The sequence below is a fragment of the Oerskovia sp. NPDC057915 genome (assembly GCF_042887685.1).
Taxonomy (GTDB): domain Bacteria; phylum Actinomycetota; class Actinomycetes; order Actinomycetales; family Cellulomonadaceae; genus Oerskovia.
This window is the reverse complement of record NZ_JBHVOS010000022.1, coordinates 47,870-63,980: the sequence shown is the minus strand read 5'-3', so window position 1 is coordinate 63,980 and position 16,111 is coordinate 47,870. Positions and strand designations below refer to the sequence as shown.

The following is a 16,111-nucleotide window of genomic DNA, read 5'->3' as shown; positions in this document are numbered from 1 at the left end:
TAGCGGATGCCGGACGTTCCCGAAAAATGCGGACGACCGCCGGGACGACGGGCCAGACACCCGTCTCGCCGAGCGCGCTCGGAGAACCCGGCCTAGCGTGAGTGACCGGGGCACCGGCGACGACGCCGGAGCCCTCTGCTCGTCCGCACCTGACGTACCTCGACGTACCGCACGACCTCGAACACGGTCCGGCGCCCGGCCTCTCGCGTGCCGCCCTCCGGACCACAGCGATGGCGACCACGGAGGCGACATGACGAAGAAGCCGTTCAACGGTGAGATCAAGCTCGACGTCCGGGACTCGACCCCGGACTGGGACGCGTTCCTCCCGCCCAAGGCCCCTGCGGGCTCCCCCAACGTGCTCGTCGTGCTCTACGACGACACGGGCATGGCCTCGTGGTCGCCCTACGGCGGCCGGATCGACATGCCGACCATGGACCGCCTCGCGCGGGACGGTCTGACGTACTCGCAGTGGCACACGACGGCGCTGTGCTCGCCGACGCGCTCGACGTTCCTGACAGGTCGCAACCACCACCTCAACGGCTTCGCGACGATCTCCGAGTCCTCGACGGGCTTCCCGGGCTACAACTCCCACATCCCCGCGTCGAACGCGACCATGGCGCACGTCCTGCGCGACGCGGGCTGGTCGACGTTCTGGGTCGGCAAGAACCACAACGTGCCCATCGACGAGTGGACCGCCGGGGCGTCGAAGAAGAACTGGCCCCTCGCCCAGGGGTACGACCGGTTCTACGGCTTCATCGGCGGCGAGACCAACAACTGGTACCCGTCGCTCGCCGAGGACAACCACTACATCGACCAGCCGTACCTGCCCGAGGACGGCTACCACCTCTCGAGGGACCTGGCGGACCAGGCCCTCAAGATGATCCGGGACGTCAAGCAGACCGAGCCCGACAAGCCCTGGTACATGTGGTTCTGTCCCGGCGCGAACCACGCCCCGCACCACGCGCCTCAGGAGTACATCGACAAGTACAAGGGACGGTTCGACGACGGGTACGAGGCGTACCGGGAGTGGGTCCTGCCACGCATGATCGAGCGTGGCATCCTGCCCGAGGGCACGGCGCTCACCGAGATCAACCCCATGCCCGACGGCACCTACACCCAGACCGACGAGGTGCGCCCCTGGGCCTCCCTGAACGACGAGGAGAAGCACATGTTCTCCCGGATGGCCGAGGTGTTCGCGGGATTCAGCGAGTACACCGACGCGCAGGTCGGACGGGTCATCGACTACCTCGAGGAGTCCGGGCAGCTCGAGAACACGATCGTCATCTACTGCGCGGACAACGGCGCCTCGGGCGAGGGCAGCCCCAACGGTTCGGTCAACGAGGGCAAGGTCTTCGGCGGCTACCCCGACGACGAGGCGCAGAACCTCACCATGGTGGACGAGCTCGGCACCCCCGACACCTACAACCACTACCCGACCGGGTGGGCGGCCGCGTTCTCGACGCCGTACAAGATGTTCAAGCGCTACACCTATCAGGGCGGCGTCGCGGACCCCCTGGTCATCCACTGGCCAGCGGGCATCGCCGCCAAGGGCGAGGTACGCCACCAGTACCACCACTCGACCGACATCGTGCCCACGATCCTCGAGGCGTGCGGCGTCGAGTTCCCGTCGACGTACAACGGTGTCGAGCAGACCCCGCTCTCAGGGGTCTCGATGGTGCCGTCGTTCGGAGCGGCCCCGGACGCACCGACGAACAAGCGGACGCAGTACTACGAGATGCTCGGCAGCCGCGGCATCTGGCACGAAGGCTGGAAGGCCGTCGCCGTGCACGGCCCCGTGAGCGGCATGGGGCACTTCGACGACGACGTGTGGGAGCTGTACCACACCGAGGTCGACCGCTCGGAGGCGCACGACCTCGCCGCAGAGCACCCCGAGAAGCTCGAGGAGCTCAAGGCGTTGTGGTTGGAGGAGGCGAAGGCCAACAAGGTCCTGCCGCTCAACGACCTGCAGATCATCGGCAACCCCAAGGACTTCGAGACCTTCGTGGCCATGGAGTTCCACCAGCCGGCACCGCCGAGCGGCCAGTTCGTCTACTACCCCGGCACGAGCGAGGTGCCCGAACGGTCCGCGGCCAACGTCCACGGCGTCTCGTACAAGATCGCGGCCGAGGTCGAGCTGACCCCCGAGTCGCAGGGCGTGATCTTCGCGCACGGGTCCCGATTCGGCGGGCACGCGCTCGTGATCAAGGACGGCCAGGTGCACTACGTGTACAACTTCCTGGGCATCCCTCCCGAGGACCGTGTCTCGGCCCCGGTCCCGACCTCGGGCAAGCACATCATCGGCGTCGAGTTCACCAAGGAGGGCATCGGCAAGTACCGCGAGGGCGAGGGCCCGGTCAAGCTCTTCATCGACGACCAGCAGGTCGGCGAGAAGCGCATCCGTACGGTCCTCGGCCACTTCTCGCTGTGCGGCGAGGGGCTGACGATCGGACGCGACAGCGCCGACCCCGTCTCGTCGCTGTACGGCTACGGCTTCGACTTCACGGGCGGCGAGATCGCCCGGGTCGTCTTCGACATCGCCGACGACGCCTACCTCGACCTCGAGGCCCACCTGGCCGCGGCCATGTCCCGCGACTGACACGGCTCGTCGCCCGGGGTGGTCGGTCTCCCGCCGGCCGCCCCGGGCGTTCCCGTTCCTGGCCGGTCCCGGCCCACCGCCCCGTGAGAGGACCCCCCGATGACCGACCTGCCGTCCTGGCGCGACACCCCGACCCGTGCGGCGGTCCTCGACCTCGTCACCGCGGTCACGACCGGCCCCCACGCGCTCCCCCCGCCCGAGCGCGTCGCGGTCTTCGACAACGACGGCACCCTGTGGACCGAGAAGCCCATGCCGGTCCAGCTCCACTTCCTGGTCGAGAAGTGGGCCCGTGCGGCCGCGGCCGACCCCGCCCTGGCTCAGACCCAGCCCTACCGCGCGGCGTCGACCGGGGACCTCGCCTGGCTCGGCACCGCGATCGACAAGCACTACGCAGGCGACGACTCCGACCTCCGTCCCGTGATCGGGGCCGTCGTCGCCGCGCAGGCGGGTCGGTCCGTGGGCGAGTACGCCGACGAGGTCCGCGCGTTCCTCGACTCGGCCGTTCACCCGATGCTCGGCACTCCCTACCGGTACGCGACGTACCAGCCCATGCGCGAGCTGCTCGACCTCCTGCGGGCGCACGGCTTCACCACCTACATCACCTCGGGCGGCGACCGCGACTTCATGCGGCCCTTCACCGAGGACTACTACGGCGTTGCCCCCGAGCAGGTCGTGGGGTCGAGCCTGGGGCTCGCCTTCGACGAGGCGACGGCCGACGTGGTCTACGGGTCGACGTTCTCGTTCATGGACGACGGCCCCGAGAAGCCCGTACGCATCTGGAGCCGGACCGGCCGACGACCCGTGCTCGCGGTGGGCAACTCCAACGGGGACGTGCCGATGCTCGCCTACGCGGCCGGCCACCCCAGGGGCCTGGCCCTGCTGGTCCACCACGACGACCCGGACCGCGGGGACCCGCCGTACGACGCGGGGGCCGAGCAGGCGCTGGCCACCGCGACGGAGAAGGGGTGGACCGTGGTGAGCGTGCGGGACGACTGGGCGCAGGTGTTCCCGGTCGCCCCGGCCGCCACGGGTCACGAGCCGGTCCGCAAGCCGGATCGTGCACCACGTCCCGCCCTCGGGACCGAGCGCTCGTGACGGCCACCTCGACCAGGGCACGGCTCGATCTCTTCCCGACCCTGCGCGGCTATCGCGCGGGCTGGCTCCGCGCCGACGTCGTGGGCGGGCTGTCGGCGGGCGCCGTCGTCGTGCCGCAGGCCATGGCGTACGCGACGATCGCGGACCTGCCGGTGAGCTTCGGCCTGTACACGTGCATGGTGCCGCTCGTCGTGTACGCCCTGCTCGGCGGCTCGCGGACACTGAGCATGAGCACGACGTCGACCATCGCGACGCTGTCGGCCTCGACGCTGCTCGCTGCCGGCGTCGCCGCGGACGCCGCGGACCCCGCGCGGGCCGTGGCGACGCTGACGCTGCTCGTCGGCGCGCTGCTGCTGCTCACCCGGGTGCTGCGCCTGGGCTCGCTCGTCGAGAACATCTCGCAGGCCACGCTCGTGGGGATCAAGGCCGGGGTTGGCGCGACCGTCGCGGCCGGCCAGCTCCCCAAGCTGCTCGGTTTACCGACCGACCCCGACGCCACCGGGTTCTTCCATGTCCTCGGCTCGGCGCTCGGCAGCCTCGACCAGGTGGTCCCGGCGACGGTCGCGCTGTCGGTCGGGAGCATCGCGGTCCTGCTGCTGCTCGGCCGCGTCGCCCCGCGCGTGCCCGCGCCGCTCGTCGTCGTGGCCGGGGGGATCGCGCTCGTGGCGTTCGCGGGCATCGCCGACCGGGGCGTGGAGGTCATCGAGCCGATCCCGCCCGGGCTGCCGCTCCCCGTGCTGCCCGACGTGTCGCTCGTCGGCTCGATGCTCGCCGGGGCGAGCGCGATCGCGATCATGGCGTTCCTCGAGACCGTCGCGGTGGGTCGCGGCGTCCGTCGACCGGACGAGCCGCAGATCGGGCCGGACCAGGAGCTCCTGGCGAACGGCGTCGCGGCCGTCGTCGGCGCGTTCTTCCGCGCGATGCCACCGGCGGGAGGGTTCTCCCAGACGGCCGTGAGCCTGCGGGCGGGAGCGCGCACGCAGGCCGCGGGCCTCGTCACGGCGACCCTCGCGGTGCTCGTCGCCCTGTTCCTCGCCCCGGTCCTCGACGACCTGCCCCAGGCGACGCTCGGCGCGATGGTCGTCGTCGCGACCGTGAGCCTCATCAAGGTCGGCGACTTCGTCGTGCTCTGGCGGATCAGCCGCGTCGAGTTCGCGGTCGCGGTCGTGACGACCGGGATCGGCCTCGTGGCCGGTCTCCTGCCCGCGGTCGGCGTGGGGGTGGGGCTCACGCTGCTGCTGGTCCTGCGCGAGCTCGACCGGCCGCGCGTCGTCCCGCTCGTCCGCACCCCGGCGGGTGGCTGGGCACCGGTCGAGCGCGGCTCGACCGAGGGCGACGACTCCGAGGAGGAAGCCGCCGTGACCCGGGAGATCGCCCGTGAGGCAGCCCTGGAGTCCGGCGTCGAGCCCGGGGTGCTGGTCCTGCACCTCGACGCGGGCCTCTACACCGCGAACACGAGGCCCACGGTCGAGCGCGTCCTCGCGCTGGCCCGGGCGGCGGAGCCCGCGCCGCACGCCGTGGTCCTGGAGTCGGGGGCCCAGCGCAGCGTCACCTCGACCGTGCTCGACGGGCTCGCGGACCTCGACCGACAGCTCGCCGGGATCGGTTGCACGCTCCTGCTCGCACGCGTCCCGGCCGAGACGGCCGACAGGGCCATGGCGTCGCCCTGGTTCGCCGCGCTCTCGGCAGACGGGCGCCTCCGGCCGACCGTCGACACCGCGGTCGCGGCGGCGCAGGCCCGTCCCGCTACGACCCGGTCAGCAGGTCGTCCAGGCGGCTGATCGGGTCCCAGGCGCCGTCCTCGCTGTTCGACACGACCGCGATGGTCACGCCCGGGGCTCCGTCACGACCCGGGTAGTGCCGCACGATCGCGCTCGCCCCCGTGTTGATCCCGTCCTTTGACAGCGACCGGACCCTGCCCTCGGCGGTCGTCTCGATCTCCAGCCCGAACGCGAAGTGCACGGCTGCAGCCTTCCCGGGCGCGGCGTCGGGCACCTCGTGGTGCAGGGCCTGCGGGCTCAGGAACGCGGCCGTGAGGTCGGGCGGCAGCAGCTCGCCGGCCCGGACGGCGTCGAGGAAGCGCACCAGGTCCGCCGCCGTGACGTGCGCGCCGCCGTCGGGCGATCCGATGGGCGGGTAGCTGTAGATGTTCTGCCGCCAGCCCACGACGGGCGCGTCGCCGTCGTCGGCGGACGCTGCGCCGTCGGGCGCGTCGCCGTCGGGCGCGGGTGCGGAGGTCTCCGCGCGGACCGGCTCCCAGCCCTCCGCGACGTCCGGTACCGCCTCGCGCATGTCGAAGAAGCCCGACGACGCCATGCCCGCGCGCGCGAACACGTGCTCGCGGACGTAGTCGCGGTAGGTGAGGCCCGCGGCGCGCTCGAGCGCCAGACCTGCGAGCACGTACCCCACGTTGCAGTACCGGCAGCCCTCGCCCACAGGGAAGGTCGGGGGCTTGTGGACGAACTGGGGCAGGAAGTCCGCGGTCTGCGTCACGGAGTAGTTCGGCTTGTCGACCCACAGCGCCTCGTAGGACTCGCCGGCCTCCTCGTCGGCGTCGTCCGCGATGCCCGAGGTGTGCGACAGCAGGTGGCGCAGCGTCGCCCGCCGAGGGATCTGCGTCCCGTCGAGGTCGACGTAGTCGTGGATCGACGCGTCCAGGTCGAGGGTCCCGGCCGCGACCTGCTGGAGGACCGCGACCGAGGTGAAGAGCTTGGTCACGGACGCGACGTCGAAGCGCGTCGAGACCGTGACGGGGACGCCCCACCGGCGGGAAGCAATGCCGTAGGCCTCCTCGAAGAGCGTCTCGCCCTCCCGGGAGACGAGCACGACGCCCGAGAACTCGTCGTGCGCGGCGGCCGCACGCAGGTGGTCGTCGAACGCGGAGAGTGCGGAGGTCGAGGGGTCCATGCTCTCGACGGTAGGCCCGGCCCGCCCGCGAGAGCCAGGGCATATCGAGTCACGCCCCGAGGGCGCCCCTAGGGTGGGAGGAGCCCGTCCCGCCCGAAGGAGAACCACCGTGCCCCGTCCCCGTCTCGGCGTGATCGTCCCGCGCGACCTGCCGATCGCCGACCTGCTGCCGTTCGCGCTGCGCGCCGAGGAGATCGGGCTCGACGAGCTCTGGGTGGTCGAGGACTGCTTCTTCCGGGGTGGGATCGCGCAGGCCGCGACGATCCTCGCGCGCACGGAGTCGATCCGCGTGGGCATCGGGATCCTGCCGGCCGCGGTGCGCAGCCCGGCCATGACCGCGCTCGAGGCTGGGACGCTCGCCGAGCTGCACCCGGGGCGGCTGCTGCTGGGGATCGGTCACGGGATGCCCGCGTGGATGCGGCAGGTCGGGGTGTGGCCGAAGAGCCCGTTGACCCTGCTGGAGGAGACCACGAGCGCGGTCCGCTCGCTGCTGCACGGCGAGCGGCTCAGCACCGACGGACGCTATGTACAACTCGATGACGTTGCCTTGTACAGCCCTCCGACCGTCGCTCCGCCGGTCCTCAACGGGGTGCGCGGGCCCAGGTCCCTGGAGGTCTCGGGCCGCGTCGCCGACGGCACGATCCTCGACATGCCCGTGACCCCCGAGTACCTGGGCGTCGTCCGCGCGGCGGTCGAGCGCGGGCGGTCCGCGGCCGGTCCGGCCGCCCCGCCCGAGCACACGCTCGTCGCGTTCTCGCTCGCCGTGGTGCACGACGACGTCGCGACCGCCCGCGAGATCGTCCGGCCCGCACTGGCCACCTTCGGCGCCGCCGACTGGTCCGCGCAGATCGACCCGCTGCCGTTCGCGGCCGCGTTCCGGGAGCTGCGCGACGCGAGCCCGAGCCCCGAGGCCTTCGCCCGCACGATGCCCGACGAGTGGGTCGACCGGCTCGCGATCGTCGGCCCGCCCGACGTCGTCCGTGCCCGGCTCGCCGCGCTCGAGACGAACGGCGTCAGCAGCGTCGTCGTCGTGCCGACGAGCCCCGACCCCGAGCGGCCCGACGACCCGTTCGCGGCGCTCGACGCGCTCGCACAGGTCGTGTCGTCCGCCGAGAAGTGATCTGACGCCCCTGATCCGCGCGGATCAGGGGCGCCACCTCACGGCTCGACCAGCTGGCACCCCGTGCTCAATGGATGAGCTCGCGCCAGTTCTCCGGGACCCGCTGCGCGGGCCCCGGCGTCGTCTGGTCCTCGGGGTGCGCGATCGGCGGGGCGAGGTCCGGTCCCTCGAACGACTGCTCCGAGACGTAGTCCCAGTACCAGTCCTCACCGGGCTCGTACGTGCGCATGAGCCGATGACCGGTCTCCCGGTAGTGCGCCGTGGCGTGCTGGGAGGGCGACGTGTCGCAGCAGCCCACGTGACCGCACTGCGCGCACCGCCGCAGGTGCACCCACCAGCCGTCGGACGACTCGCACTCGGCGCAGCCGGGACCGCTCGGCGGCACCGTCAGGTCGAGGGACTCCTCGAGGCCGGGGGTGCCGCCGTCGTCGGCCGCCGTCAAACCTGCGCCCCGACGCTCCGGACGACCGGCTCCCAGTCGCTGGGCTCGAGCGGCTCGGCGGGCTCGGCCGCTGCCCAGCCCCTCGCTGCCTCGATCGTCGACGAGAGCAGCTCGTAGAGCGCGTCGTCGGCGTCACGGGAGCCCGCCTCCGAGATGCCCTGGACCGCGGCGGCGACGATGCTCGGAGCGGCGTCGCGCGCGAACCGTGCGGGACGCAACCGCGAGCCCTTGCAGAACGACTCGGCCCAGGCCGCCGTGCGCGGCACCATGTTCAGCGCGTCCTGCGACGCCTGCGTCCGGGTGCCGGGCTCACGGCCCTCGAGCTGGTCGAGCATGCGCTCGCCCGCGATGATCGCGACCGCGAGGACGTCCTGCCGGTCGCTCGGCGAGACGGGCAGCGCCGTCTGCGCCGCGCGCAGCGAGATCCACACGCTCCAGCGCGGGTCGTCGGACCGCAGCCCGATCACGGACGGGATGAGGATCGCCAGGCGTGGCCTGGCTGCATCGCTCGTGAGGTCGTTGACCGCTCGCGCGAGCATCGCGACCAGCGGGTGCGTGCACTGGGGATGGTCGCTCCAGCGCTCGCCGGCCAGGTACGACGCGAGCTCCATGAAGCACGCGCCCTTCTTCGGGTTGCGGTGCTTGCCGCGTCCTAGCATGGGTAGCACGTCGTACGTCGATGTCACGAGGGCACCTCCATCAAGGGGTCCGGTCCATTCCAGTCTGCGACCGGTACCCGGTGTTGGCAACGGGTGGGCACCTACCCGCTCGCCGGGCCGGGCCGACGTGGCAGCGCCGTGTCGCCGGAGCGCCGGTCGAGCCACGCGAGGAACGGTCCGACGACGATCGCCGCCGGCACCTCGTGACCCGCCGCGCCGGGGTGGTAGCCGTCGCCCTCTCGCACCTCACGTCGCCATAGCCGGCTCCGCACGGTCCCCGTGGACGGGTCGACGAGGGCCTCGTCCATCTCGCCTTCCGGACGGTCGTCGCCCGGCGACCTCACCCCTAAGGCACCTCAGACCACCTCAGGCGAGATACGCCGTCGGGCCTGAGGTGGTAGGGGCCCAGAACCTACCCGCTCGACCGATGCACGACGGGCCCGCTCAGCACGAGAGTGAGGATCACAGCGGGCACCAGGTCCGCTGCCGACGAGCAGGACGGGAACGACCATGAACGAGATGTACGTGATGGGCTTCGAGACCGAGGTGGCCTATCGCCAGCAGCAGGTCCGCGCGGACTACGACCACCAGGAGAACGTGCTGATGCACTGGCTCCGCAACCACCGCCCGGGGCACAGGACGCACAGTACCCACGCGAACTCCACCGGTCAGAGCGGATGACGGAGCCCTCTTCCGGTCGGGTGGGCCGAGGACGACCGTCGCCCTCGGCACCGCCAGGACCCCGGTTCCCGGCCGGACCGGAAGAGGGGTTCGTCACACCGGGCGGCGAGTATCAGGAAACTTCGTGGCAGGCGTCACAGGCCACTGCGAGGATGGGCGGTATGCCGCGCCCCTCCCAGGCCCACTTCGTCGCACGAGCGCACCAGCTCGACGTGATCGCCGCGGCAGTGGGCCGCGCTGCCGCCGGGGACCCCGGCGCGATCCTCCTCGGCGCCGACGCCGGGGTCGGCAAGTCGCGCCTCCTGGTCCGCGCCGCCGAGCTCGCGCGGGGCACAGGAGCCACTGTCGTCGTGAGCCACTGCGTCGACCTCGGCGACGTCGGCCTGCCCTACCTGCCGTTCACCGAGGCGCTGTCCGAGCTCCGGTCGAGCCACGAGGTCGTCGACAAGACCATCGACGCGCGGCCCGCGCTGGGCCGCCTCCTCGACGCGGGCCCCTCCGCCCTCGACGGCAACGGCGAGGACCAGGCCGGTCGCCTCCAGCTCTTCGAGAGCATCACGGCCGCGCTCACGGCCCCGGGGCGCCCCGGTGCCCCGCTCGTCCTCGTCATCGAGGACCTGCACTGGGCCGACCCGTCCACGCGCGACGTCCTGCGCTTCCTCCTCGCGCGGCTGCGCGCCGACCACCTGCTCGTCATCGCGAGCTACCGCACCGACGACCTCCACCGGCGCCACCCGCTGCGGCCCGTGCTCGCCGAGCTGCGCCGCCACCCGCGCGTCGACCACCTGGCCCTCGACCCGTTCACCCCGGGCGAGCTCAAGCAGTTCACGACCGCCGTCGCGGGCCGGTCCCTGCCCAAGAACGACTTCGAGCGCGTCATGAAGCGCTCGGAGGGCAACGCGTACTTCGCCGAGGAGCTCGTCGAGGCCGGCCCGCAGGCCGACGCCCTCCCCTGGTCCCTCGCGGACGTCCTGCACGCCCGCCTCGAACAGCTCGAGCCCGACGTCCAGCAGCTCGCCCGCATCGCGTCGCTCGCGGGGCGCGTGGTCGCCGAGCCGCTGCTCCGGGCGGTCGTCGCGCAGGACCTCGGCGTGTTCTCCCTCGGCGGGCTCCGTCCCCCGGGCGGCGCCCTGACACGCGCGGCGTGCGAGCAGGCGTTCGACGCGACGCTCCGTGAGGCCGTGGCCCACCACGTGCTGACGGTCGACGGCGGCAAGATCGCGTTCCGCCACGCCCTGCTCGCCGAGGCCATCTCGGCCGACCTCCTGCCCGGCGAGCAGGTCGCTCTGCACCGCGCGTACCTGGCCGCGCTCACCGAGGACCCGTCGCTCGGCTCTCCCGCGCAGCGGGCCCACCACGCGCTGTCGGCGCACGAGACGACGACGGCGCTCGTCGCGTCGCGCGAGGCCGCGCGCCGGGCGGGACGCGTCCTCGCGCCCAACGAGGAGCTGCGGCACCTGGAGCAGGTCCTGCGCCTGTGGGACGTCGTCCCCGAGGCCGCGGACCTCCTGGGCGAGGACCGTGTCGACGTGGCCGTCGCGGCGGCGTCCGCGGCGAGCCGTGCGGGCGAGCCGGACCGGGCGGTCGCGATCGCGCGCAAGGTCGTCGAGATGACCGCGGAGAACCCGCTGCGGCAGGCGTCGCTGCGGCACGTGCTGTCCCTTCACCTGCTCGGGATCGAGCACGTCGAGGAGGTCATCGAGCACACCGCCGCGGCCCTCGCGGTGCTGCCCACCGAGCCCCCGTCGAAGGACCGCGCCTGGACCCTCGCGACACGGGCCCGCGCCGCGATGAACCTCGACCGGGCCGACATGGACGTGGTCGCCCAGGAGACCGCCGAGGAGGCGATCGCGGTGGCTCGCGCGATCGACGCCCCCGACGTCGAGGCCGACGCCCTGACCACGCTCGCGGTGCTCGAGGTCGACGACGCGGAGCGCGCCGTCCAGCTCCTCGCGAACGCGCGCGAGCGCGCCCAGGCCGCAGGGGACCTCCTCACGGAGATGCGCTGCTGGTACAACATCGCAGCCAACCGCTACTACTCGGGGGACCTCGAGCAGGCTCTCGTCGAGGCGCACACGGGGCTCGAGCACGCGGTCGCGGCCGGTCTCGGCTGGAACGGGTACGGGGTCGAGCTCCGCCTCTTCGGCGAGCTCGTCCGGTACGCCACGGGTGACCTCCGCCCACCGCCCACGTCCCCCGACCCCATGCCCCCGAGCGCGGTCGCGGCGCTCTCGGCCGCCCAGCTCTACGCGGCGGTCGCGCGCGGTGACGAGGGCGTGATCGAGCGTGCGCGCGCGCTGCGTCCCGAGTGGCGGCGCGACGGGCAGATCGCCCTCATCGCGGGCGGGTGCATGATCGACGCGCTCGTCTGGACGGCGCAGCGCGAGGAGGCGCTGACGCTCGCGCAGGAGCTCATCGTGTACCTGGGGCGCACGTGGAGCGACTACTTCCTGGGCCGGATCTGGATCTCGGCGCTCGCCCTGACGGCGCTGGCCGACGCGACCGAGGAGCGTCGGCTCGTGGGGGCGCCCGTGGACGACCTCGTCGCGCAGGGCGACGCCCTCCTCACCGAGGCGGAGACCACGGCCCAGCGGGGACGTCCGCGCGGCGGCAGGCTCGGCCCCGAGGGCATCGCGTGGCTCGTGCGGGCCCGCGCCGAGCACAGCCGCCTCACGGGGACGAACGACCCGTTGCTCTGGCAGGAGGCCACGGCCGCGTTCGACTACGGGTACCGCTACGAGGTCGCCCGCTCCCGCTGGCGCTGGGCGCAGTCGCTCCTGGGAGTCGGGGACCGCGAGGGTGCCGCAGCCCAGGCGGGCGAGGCTCTCGAGGAGGCCGACGACATGGGCGCCGGGCCGCTCGCGAGCGCGCTGCGGGACCTCGCGCGGCGCGGCCGCCTGGACCTGCCCGGCCTGCGCCGGGGCGCCACGACGGTCCTGACGGACCGCGAGGAGGAGGTGCTGCTGCTCGTCGCGCAGGGCCTGACCAACCGGCAGATCGGCGAGCGCCTGTTCATCAGCGGCAAGACCGTGAGCGTCCACGTCTCGAACGTCCTGGCCAAGCTGGGCGCCTCGGGCCGCACGGAGGCCGTGTCGATCGCGCACCACCGGGGACTGATCGAGGTCTGACGGCCGCGCGTGTGGTTCGCTGGTCGCCATGAGCGCCCCGGCCCCTGGAACCCTCGTCCTGCTGCGCCACGGGCAGAGCGTCTACAACGCCGAGAACCGGTTCACGGGGCTGCTCGACGTCGACCTGTCGGACCACGGCGTCCGTGAGGCCGAACGGGCGGGCTCGGAGCTCGCCGCGGCCTGCGCGCAGGACCCGACCCTCGTCCCCCACCGTGTGCTGACCTCGCCGCTCGTCCGGGCCTCGGCGACCGCGGCGATCGTCGCGTCACGGCTGCCGGGGCCTCCCCCGCTGGTGCCCGAGTGGCGGCTGGTCGAGCGGCACTACGGCGCGTTCACCGACGACCTGCGCGAGTCCGTCCGGGCGGAGTTCGGCGAGACCGCGTACTGGGAGTACCGGCGCTCGTTCGACCACCGGCCGCCGCCCGTCGAGGAGGGCAGCGAGGCCGCGGCGCGGGTCGCGGACACCTTCTCCCGGTTGCCCGACGCCGCCCGCGTCGGCATGCGCCGCGACACCGAGTCGCTCGCGGACGTGGTCGACCGGCTCGCCCCGCTGTGGTCGACGGTGCGCGAGGCCCTCGACCGCGGCGAGAACCTGCTCGTCGTGGCGCACGGCAACTCGCTGCGGGCGTTCGTCATGCTCGTCGACCGGCTCACGGCCCCTGAGGTCCAGGTCCTCAACGTCCCCACGGGGCTCCCGCTCGTCTACCGCTTCGAACGCCACGTGCCCGACGACGCAGCGCACCCGGGCAGGGACCCCCACCCGGGTGCGCAGCGAGACGCCCAGGCGGCCGGTGCCCACCTCGTCCCCGTGCGCCGCGGCGGTCTCTACCTCGACGCGGACCGCGCGGCGGTCGAGCTGGCCGACCTGGAGCGACGCGGCGGGACGTGAGTCACGAACCCACGCGGAGAGACCCGTCGCCCCTGGGGCTCCTCTCCACCTTGCACTGCGCCAGGTCGGCGGTCGCACCGATGATCTGGTCCTCGTCCTCGGTCGTGAGACCTTCCCGGAACATCGACTCGACGTCGTGCACGCCCGCGCGGCAGCGGAACAGCTCGCGACTGCTGCCCGAGCCCATGACGACGACGTCCTCGTCGGGCACGGACTCGACGAGCGCCGCCCATCGGGGGTCCTCCACCTGGCTCTGGATTGCAGCCCGGCTCTGCGCGTCATAGGACACCGCGCACCCGTCGACCCGCTCCGTGCAGGGCCCCGTCGCGGAGTAGTCGGCCGTGAAGGAGGCCGCCATCACGGGCGCGAACGAGGTCTCCTTCGTCAGCGCGAGAGCGAAGGGCGCCAGCGCCCGCTGAGGGATCGGCAGCGTGGGGGCGATCAGGAACGTGCCGGTCGACCCGTCGACCTGCGTGAAGGGGTCCCAGGACGAGACGAACGTCCCCGGCTCGTCGTCGACGTGCTCGCTGAACGTGGTGCCGAAGACGAATCGGCCGCCGTCGGTGTCGACGACCGCAGCGGAACCGAGGGTGGAGACGACCACCGTCGTCGGTTCCGCCCCGCCTCTGAGCCGTCGGAGCTCGGCCTCGTCCCCCGCAGCCACCTGGATGCGCTGCCTCTCCAGCGGCGCGTAGCCGAGATCGGCCATCTTCTTGATCGTCGCGGGATCTTCCCGGTCGACGCTCGCGACCGAACCTCCGGCTTCGAACTCGACCGTCGAGATGAGGAGGAACCGGTCGCCGTGCGCACCGGTCTCGATGCCCGTGTCGAGCACCACCGTCTCGTCCGGGAGCTCGTAGGTCGCGGCCTCGGCGACGGCCGTGATCCCGAGGGCGACCTCTCGATGCACGATCTCGGTGGTCAGGGTCTCGGAGGACGAGGCGGGCGCGAGGTCGTGAACGACCTGGCTGGGGAGGCCGCTCGCGACCCCGACGCCGAGGACGGCGCACACGGTGAGCACGGCGGTCCCGGTGGCTGCCCGCCGGGCCGTGGCCTTGCGCCGGCTCGTGAGGAGCACGACGGGCAGGTCGAGCGTCGAGGGAGGGACCGAGTCGGCCGCGGCGTGCAGACGGTCGAAGAGGTCGTCGTGCGGTCCGGTCATGAGGTGCTGCCCTTCCGGGAGGAGTCGTCGAGGATCGTGCGGAGCCGGGCGAGGGCCCGGGACGCGGTCGACTTCACGGTGCCGACCGGGATGCCGAGCTCTCGGGAGACCTCGGTCTCCGAGAGGTCGAGCATGTGCCGCATCACCACGACACGACGTTGCTTGAGCGGGAGCTGCAGGAGCGCGCGGACGACGAGGTCTCTGTCGTCAACGGTGGCGGGCACCGCGCCCATCGAGGAGCCGGCCCGCGGTGCGGCGGAGGTTCCCTCGGAGTGGTCGCGGAGGTCGTCCGGGCCGGACAGCACCTCACGGCGGGTCCGCCGCCACGTGTCGACCCGCAGGTTCGCGAGGATCCGTCGTGCGTACACGAGCGGGTCGCCGTCGCGGGCCCTGGACCATGCCCGGTAGGTCCGTTCGAACGTCTGCTGCGTGAGCTCCTCGGCGCGGTGCTGGTCGCCGCACAGGAGGTAGGCCATGCGGTGCAGCGGCCCGACGGCCTGCTCCATGAACGCCGTGAACTCGGCGTTCCTGCTCGCGCGCAGGACCGTGCCGTCGCTGCACTGGGCGTCCTCGGCGAGGAACCCACCGTCGAAGTCCTGGTCGAAGGGGTCCGGTGGGGCGCCGTCGGGCACTCGTCGCGGATCGTCCTGCAGGCCGTCGCCACCGCCCACGAGCGGCAGGACCGCGGTCACGGCAGCGCCCCGGTCGTCACGGGCGGCAGGTGTCGGACCGGGAGCCCGACCCGACGGGACTCGATCAGCTCGACGTCCCGCGTCAGGGCGTCGAGGACGTGCCTGCTCAGGAGCGAGCGCTGCTCGGGGGTGAAGGTGCCACGACCCCGCGCCCCGAGGCCGTCGGGACCTCGCTCGAGCCGGTCCAGGGCCACGATGCGGTCGAGCAGCCTCAGGGCCTCGACCCGCTCGGCCCTGCCGGTCGCGTACGCGACGACCGCCCGGTCGGCGAGCGCCCGCCGGGCACCCGGGGCGCCCGGGACGCCGGGGGCGCCGCCGATGCGCGAGCCGTCGAGCAGGACTCCGCCCAGCGGTCTGCGCACCACCAGCCACCCCCTGTCGTCGTCGGTCGCCACGAGCCGGGCGCCGCGCACCGTGACGTGGTGCGAGGCGAGCGACCACCGGACGATGATCGCGCACACGGGCAGCGCGAGAGCGACGAGGACCACGCTGAGGACCGGTTGTGGTGAGGGCCAGGTCAGACCGACCGCGAGGAGCGAGCCCCCGACGCTGCCGACCACGACCACGACCGACCCCGCCGGCCCGTCCAGCCTGTCCCGGAGCCGCCCCCTGACGGCTCGAGACCTCGCTGGAGCGGGTCCTGACGACGCGCTGCTGCCCCCCGCGGCCCGTGCGCCGGAACTGCTCGGCGGGGGTCGGTGCGTTGTCCTCACGACCAGAACACGCAGCCGCAGGGGCAA

General features: G+C 72.9%; 13 protein-coding genes. 7 read left to right on the top strand and 6 right to left on the bottom strand.

What is annotated here, in order from left to right; genetic code table 11:
* The first annotated feature begins 250 nt into the window (after window positions 1–250).
* From ACFVQ3_RS14985 to ACFVQ3_RS14975, 3 genes are all read left to right on the top strand, one after another.
* A complete protein-coding gene (locus ACFVQ3_RS14985) occupies window positions 251–2,596 on the top strand; it encodes an arylsulfatase (RefSeq protein WP_387640543.1) in 2,346 nt (781 codons plus the stop codon).
* A gap of 99 nt (window positions 2,597–2,695) precedes the next feature.
* On the top strand, window positions 2,696–3,691 hold the full coding sequence (locus tag ACFVQ3_RS14980; RefSeq protein ID WP_387640541.1) for an HAD family hydrolase: 996 nt from the start codon (window positions 2,696–2,698) through the stop codon (window positions 3,689–3,691).
* Complete coding sequence (locus tag ACFVQ3_RS14975) at window positions 3,688–5,472, top strand: SulP family inorganic anion transporter (protein ID WP_387640538.1); 1,785 nt, start codon at window positions 3,688–3,690, stop codon at window positions 5,470–5,472. Before ACFVQ3_RS14980 ends, ACFVQ3_RS14975 begins: the two co-directional genes overlap by 4 nt.
* Here ACFVQ3_RS14975 and ACFVQ3_RS14970 read toward each other — a convergent pair.
* Window positions 5,438–6,598: a serine hydrolase domain-containing protein gene (locus tag ACFVQ3_RS14970; RefSeq protein WP_387640536.1), complete on the bottom strand. Its 1,161-nt coding sequence runs from the start codon at window positions 6,596–6,598 to the stop codon at window positions 5,438–5,440. The two genes, ACFVQ3_RS14975 and ACFVQ3_RS14970, sit on opposite strands and share 35 nt — an antisense overlap.
* A 109-nt stretch (window positions 6,599–6,707) precedes the next feature.
* Here ACFVQ3_RS14970 and ACFVQ3_RS14965 point away from each other — a divergent pair, with 109 nt between their 5' ends.
* Complete coding sequence (locus ACFVQ3_RS14965) at window positions 6,708–7,718, top strand: LLM class flavin-dependent oxidoreductase (RefSeq protein WP_387640533.1); 1,011 nt, start codon at window positions 6,708–6,710, stop codon at window positions 7,716–7,718.
* A gap of 67 nt (window positions 7,719–7,785) precedes the next feature.
* On the opposite strand, the gene ACFVQ3_RS14960 is transcribed toward ACFVQ3_RS14965, so the two are convergent.
* Window positions 7,786–8,160 (bottom strand): UBP-type zinc finger domain-containing protein, encoded by a 375-nt coding sequence (locus tag ACFVQ3_RS14960; protein ID WP_387640530.1) that lies wholly within the window; start codon window positions 8,158–8,160, stop codon window positions 7,786–7,788.
* Window positions 8,157–8,819 carry a hypothetical protein gene (locus ACFVQ3_RS14955; RefSeq protein ID WP_138827149.1) on the bottom strand — a complete coding sequence of 221 codons (663 nt, stop codon included), beginning with the start codon at window positions 8,817–8,819 and terminating at the stop codon, window positions 8,157–8,159. Before ACFVQ3_RS14955 ends, ACFVQ3_RS14960 begins: the two co-directional genes overlap by 4 nt.
* Before the next feature lie 510 nt (window positions 8,820–9,329).
* Here ACFVQ3_RS14955 and ACFVQ3_RS14950 point away from each other — a divergent pair.
* The 3 genes from ACFVQ3_RS14950 to ACFVQ3_RS14940 all read left to right on the top strand — a co-directional run bounded on the left by ACFVQ3_RS14950 (window position 9,330) and on the right by ACFVQ3_RS14940 (window position 13,517).
* A complete protein-coding gene (locus ACFVQ3_RS14950; RefSeq protein WP_387640527.1) occupies window positions 9,330–9,500 on the top strand; it encodes a hypothetical protein in 171 nt (56 codons plus the stop codon).
* A gap of 161 nt (window positions 9,501–9,661) precedes the next feature.
* Window positions 9,662–12,628, top strand: a complete 2,967-nt coding sequence (locus tag ACFVQ3_RS14945) for an AAA family ATPase (protein ID WP_387640525.1) — start codon at window positions 9,662–9,664, stop codon at window positions 12,626–12,628.
* Window positions 12,629–12,656: 28 nt separating this feature from the next.
* The gene (locus ACFVQ3_RS14940; protein WP_387640523.1) at window positions 12,657–13,517 is read left to right on the top strand and encodes a 2,3-bisphosphoglycerate-dependent phosphoglycerate mutase; all 861 of its coding nucleotides are present in this window, start codon (window positions 12,657–12,659) and stop codon (window positions 13,515–13,517) included.
* Window position 13,518: 1 nt separating this feature from the next.
* On the opposite strand, the gene ACFVQ3_RS14935 is transcribed toward ACFVQ3_RS14940, so the two are convergent.
* The 3 genes from ACFVQ3_RS14935 to ACFVQ3_RS14925 are packed head-to-tail and all read right to left on the bottom strand — an operon-like array spanning window position 13,519 to window position 15,931.
* Window positions 13,519–14,679, bottom strand: coding sequence for a hypothetical protein (locus ACFVQ3_RS14935; protein ID WP_387640520.1), 1,161 nt, complete (start codon window positions 14,677–14,679; stop codon window positions 13,519–13,521).
* Window positions 14,676–15,371, bottom strand: coding sequence for a SigE family RNA polymerase sigma factor (locus ACFVQ3_RS14930; RefSeq protein ID WP_387640517.1), 696 nt, complete (start codon window positions 15,369–15,371; stop codon window positions 14,676–14,678). The genes ACFVQ3_RS14935 and ACFVQ3_RS14930 overlap by 4 nt, the downstream gene beginning before the upstream one ends.
* Complete coding sequence (locus ACFVQ3_RS14925) at window positions 15,368–15,931, bottom strand: hypothetical protein (protein ID WP_387640514.1); 564 nt, start codon at window positions 15,929–15,931, stop codon at window positions 15,368–15,370. The genes ACFVQ3_RS14930 and ACFVQ3_RS14925 overlap by 4 nt, the downstream gene beginning before the upstream one ends.
* Window positions 15,932–16,111: the final 180 nt, after the last annotated feature.

Bases quoted from the DNA above. Each gene is read 5' to 3' on its own strand.
- ACFVQ3_RS14985 (WP_387640543.1), top strand. From the start codon at position 251: ATGACGAAGAAGCCGTTCAACGGTGAGATCAAGCTCGACGTCCGGGAC.
- ACFVQ3_RS14980 (WP_387640541.1), top strand. From the start codon at position 2,696: ATGACCGACCTGCCGTCCTGGCGCGACACCCCGACCCGTGCGGCGGTC.
- ACFVQ3_RS14970 (WP_387640536.1), bottom strand. From the start codon at position 6,598: ATGGACCCCTCGACCTCCGCACTCTCCGCGTTCGACGACCACCTGCGT.
- ACFVQ3_RS14955 (WP_138827149.1), bottom strand. From the start codon at position 8,819: ATGCTAGGACGCGGCAAGCACCGCAACCCGAAGAAGGGCGCGTGCTTC.
- ACFVQ3_RS14950 (WP_387640527.1), top strand. From the start codon at position 9,330: ATGAACGAGATGTACGTGATGGGCTTCGAGACCGAGGTGGCCTATCGC.
- ACFVQ3_RS14945 (WP_387640525.1), top strand. From the start codon at position 9,662: ATGCCGCGCCCCTCCCAGGCCCACTTCGTCGCACGAGCGCACCAGCTC.
- ACFVQ3_RS14940 (WP_387640523.1), top strand. From the start codon at position 12,657: ATGAGCGCCCCGGCCCCTGGAACCCTCGTCCTGCTGCGCCACGGGCAG.
- ACFVQ3_RS14935 (WP_387640520.1), bottom strand. From the start codon at position 14,679: ATGACCGGACCGCACGACGACCTCTTCGACCGTCTGCACGCCGCGGCC.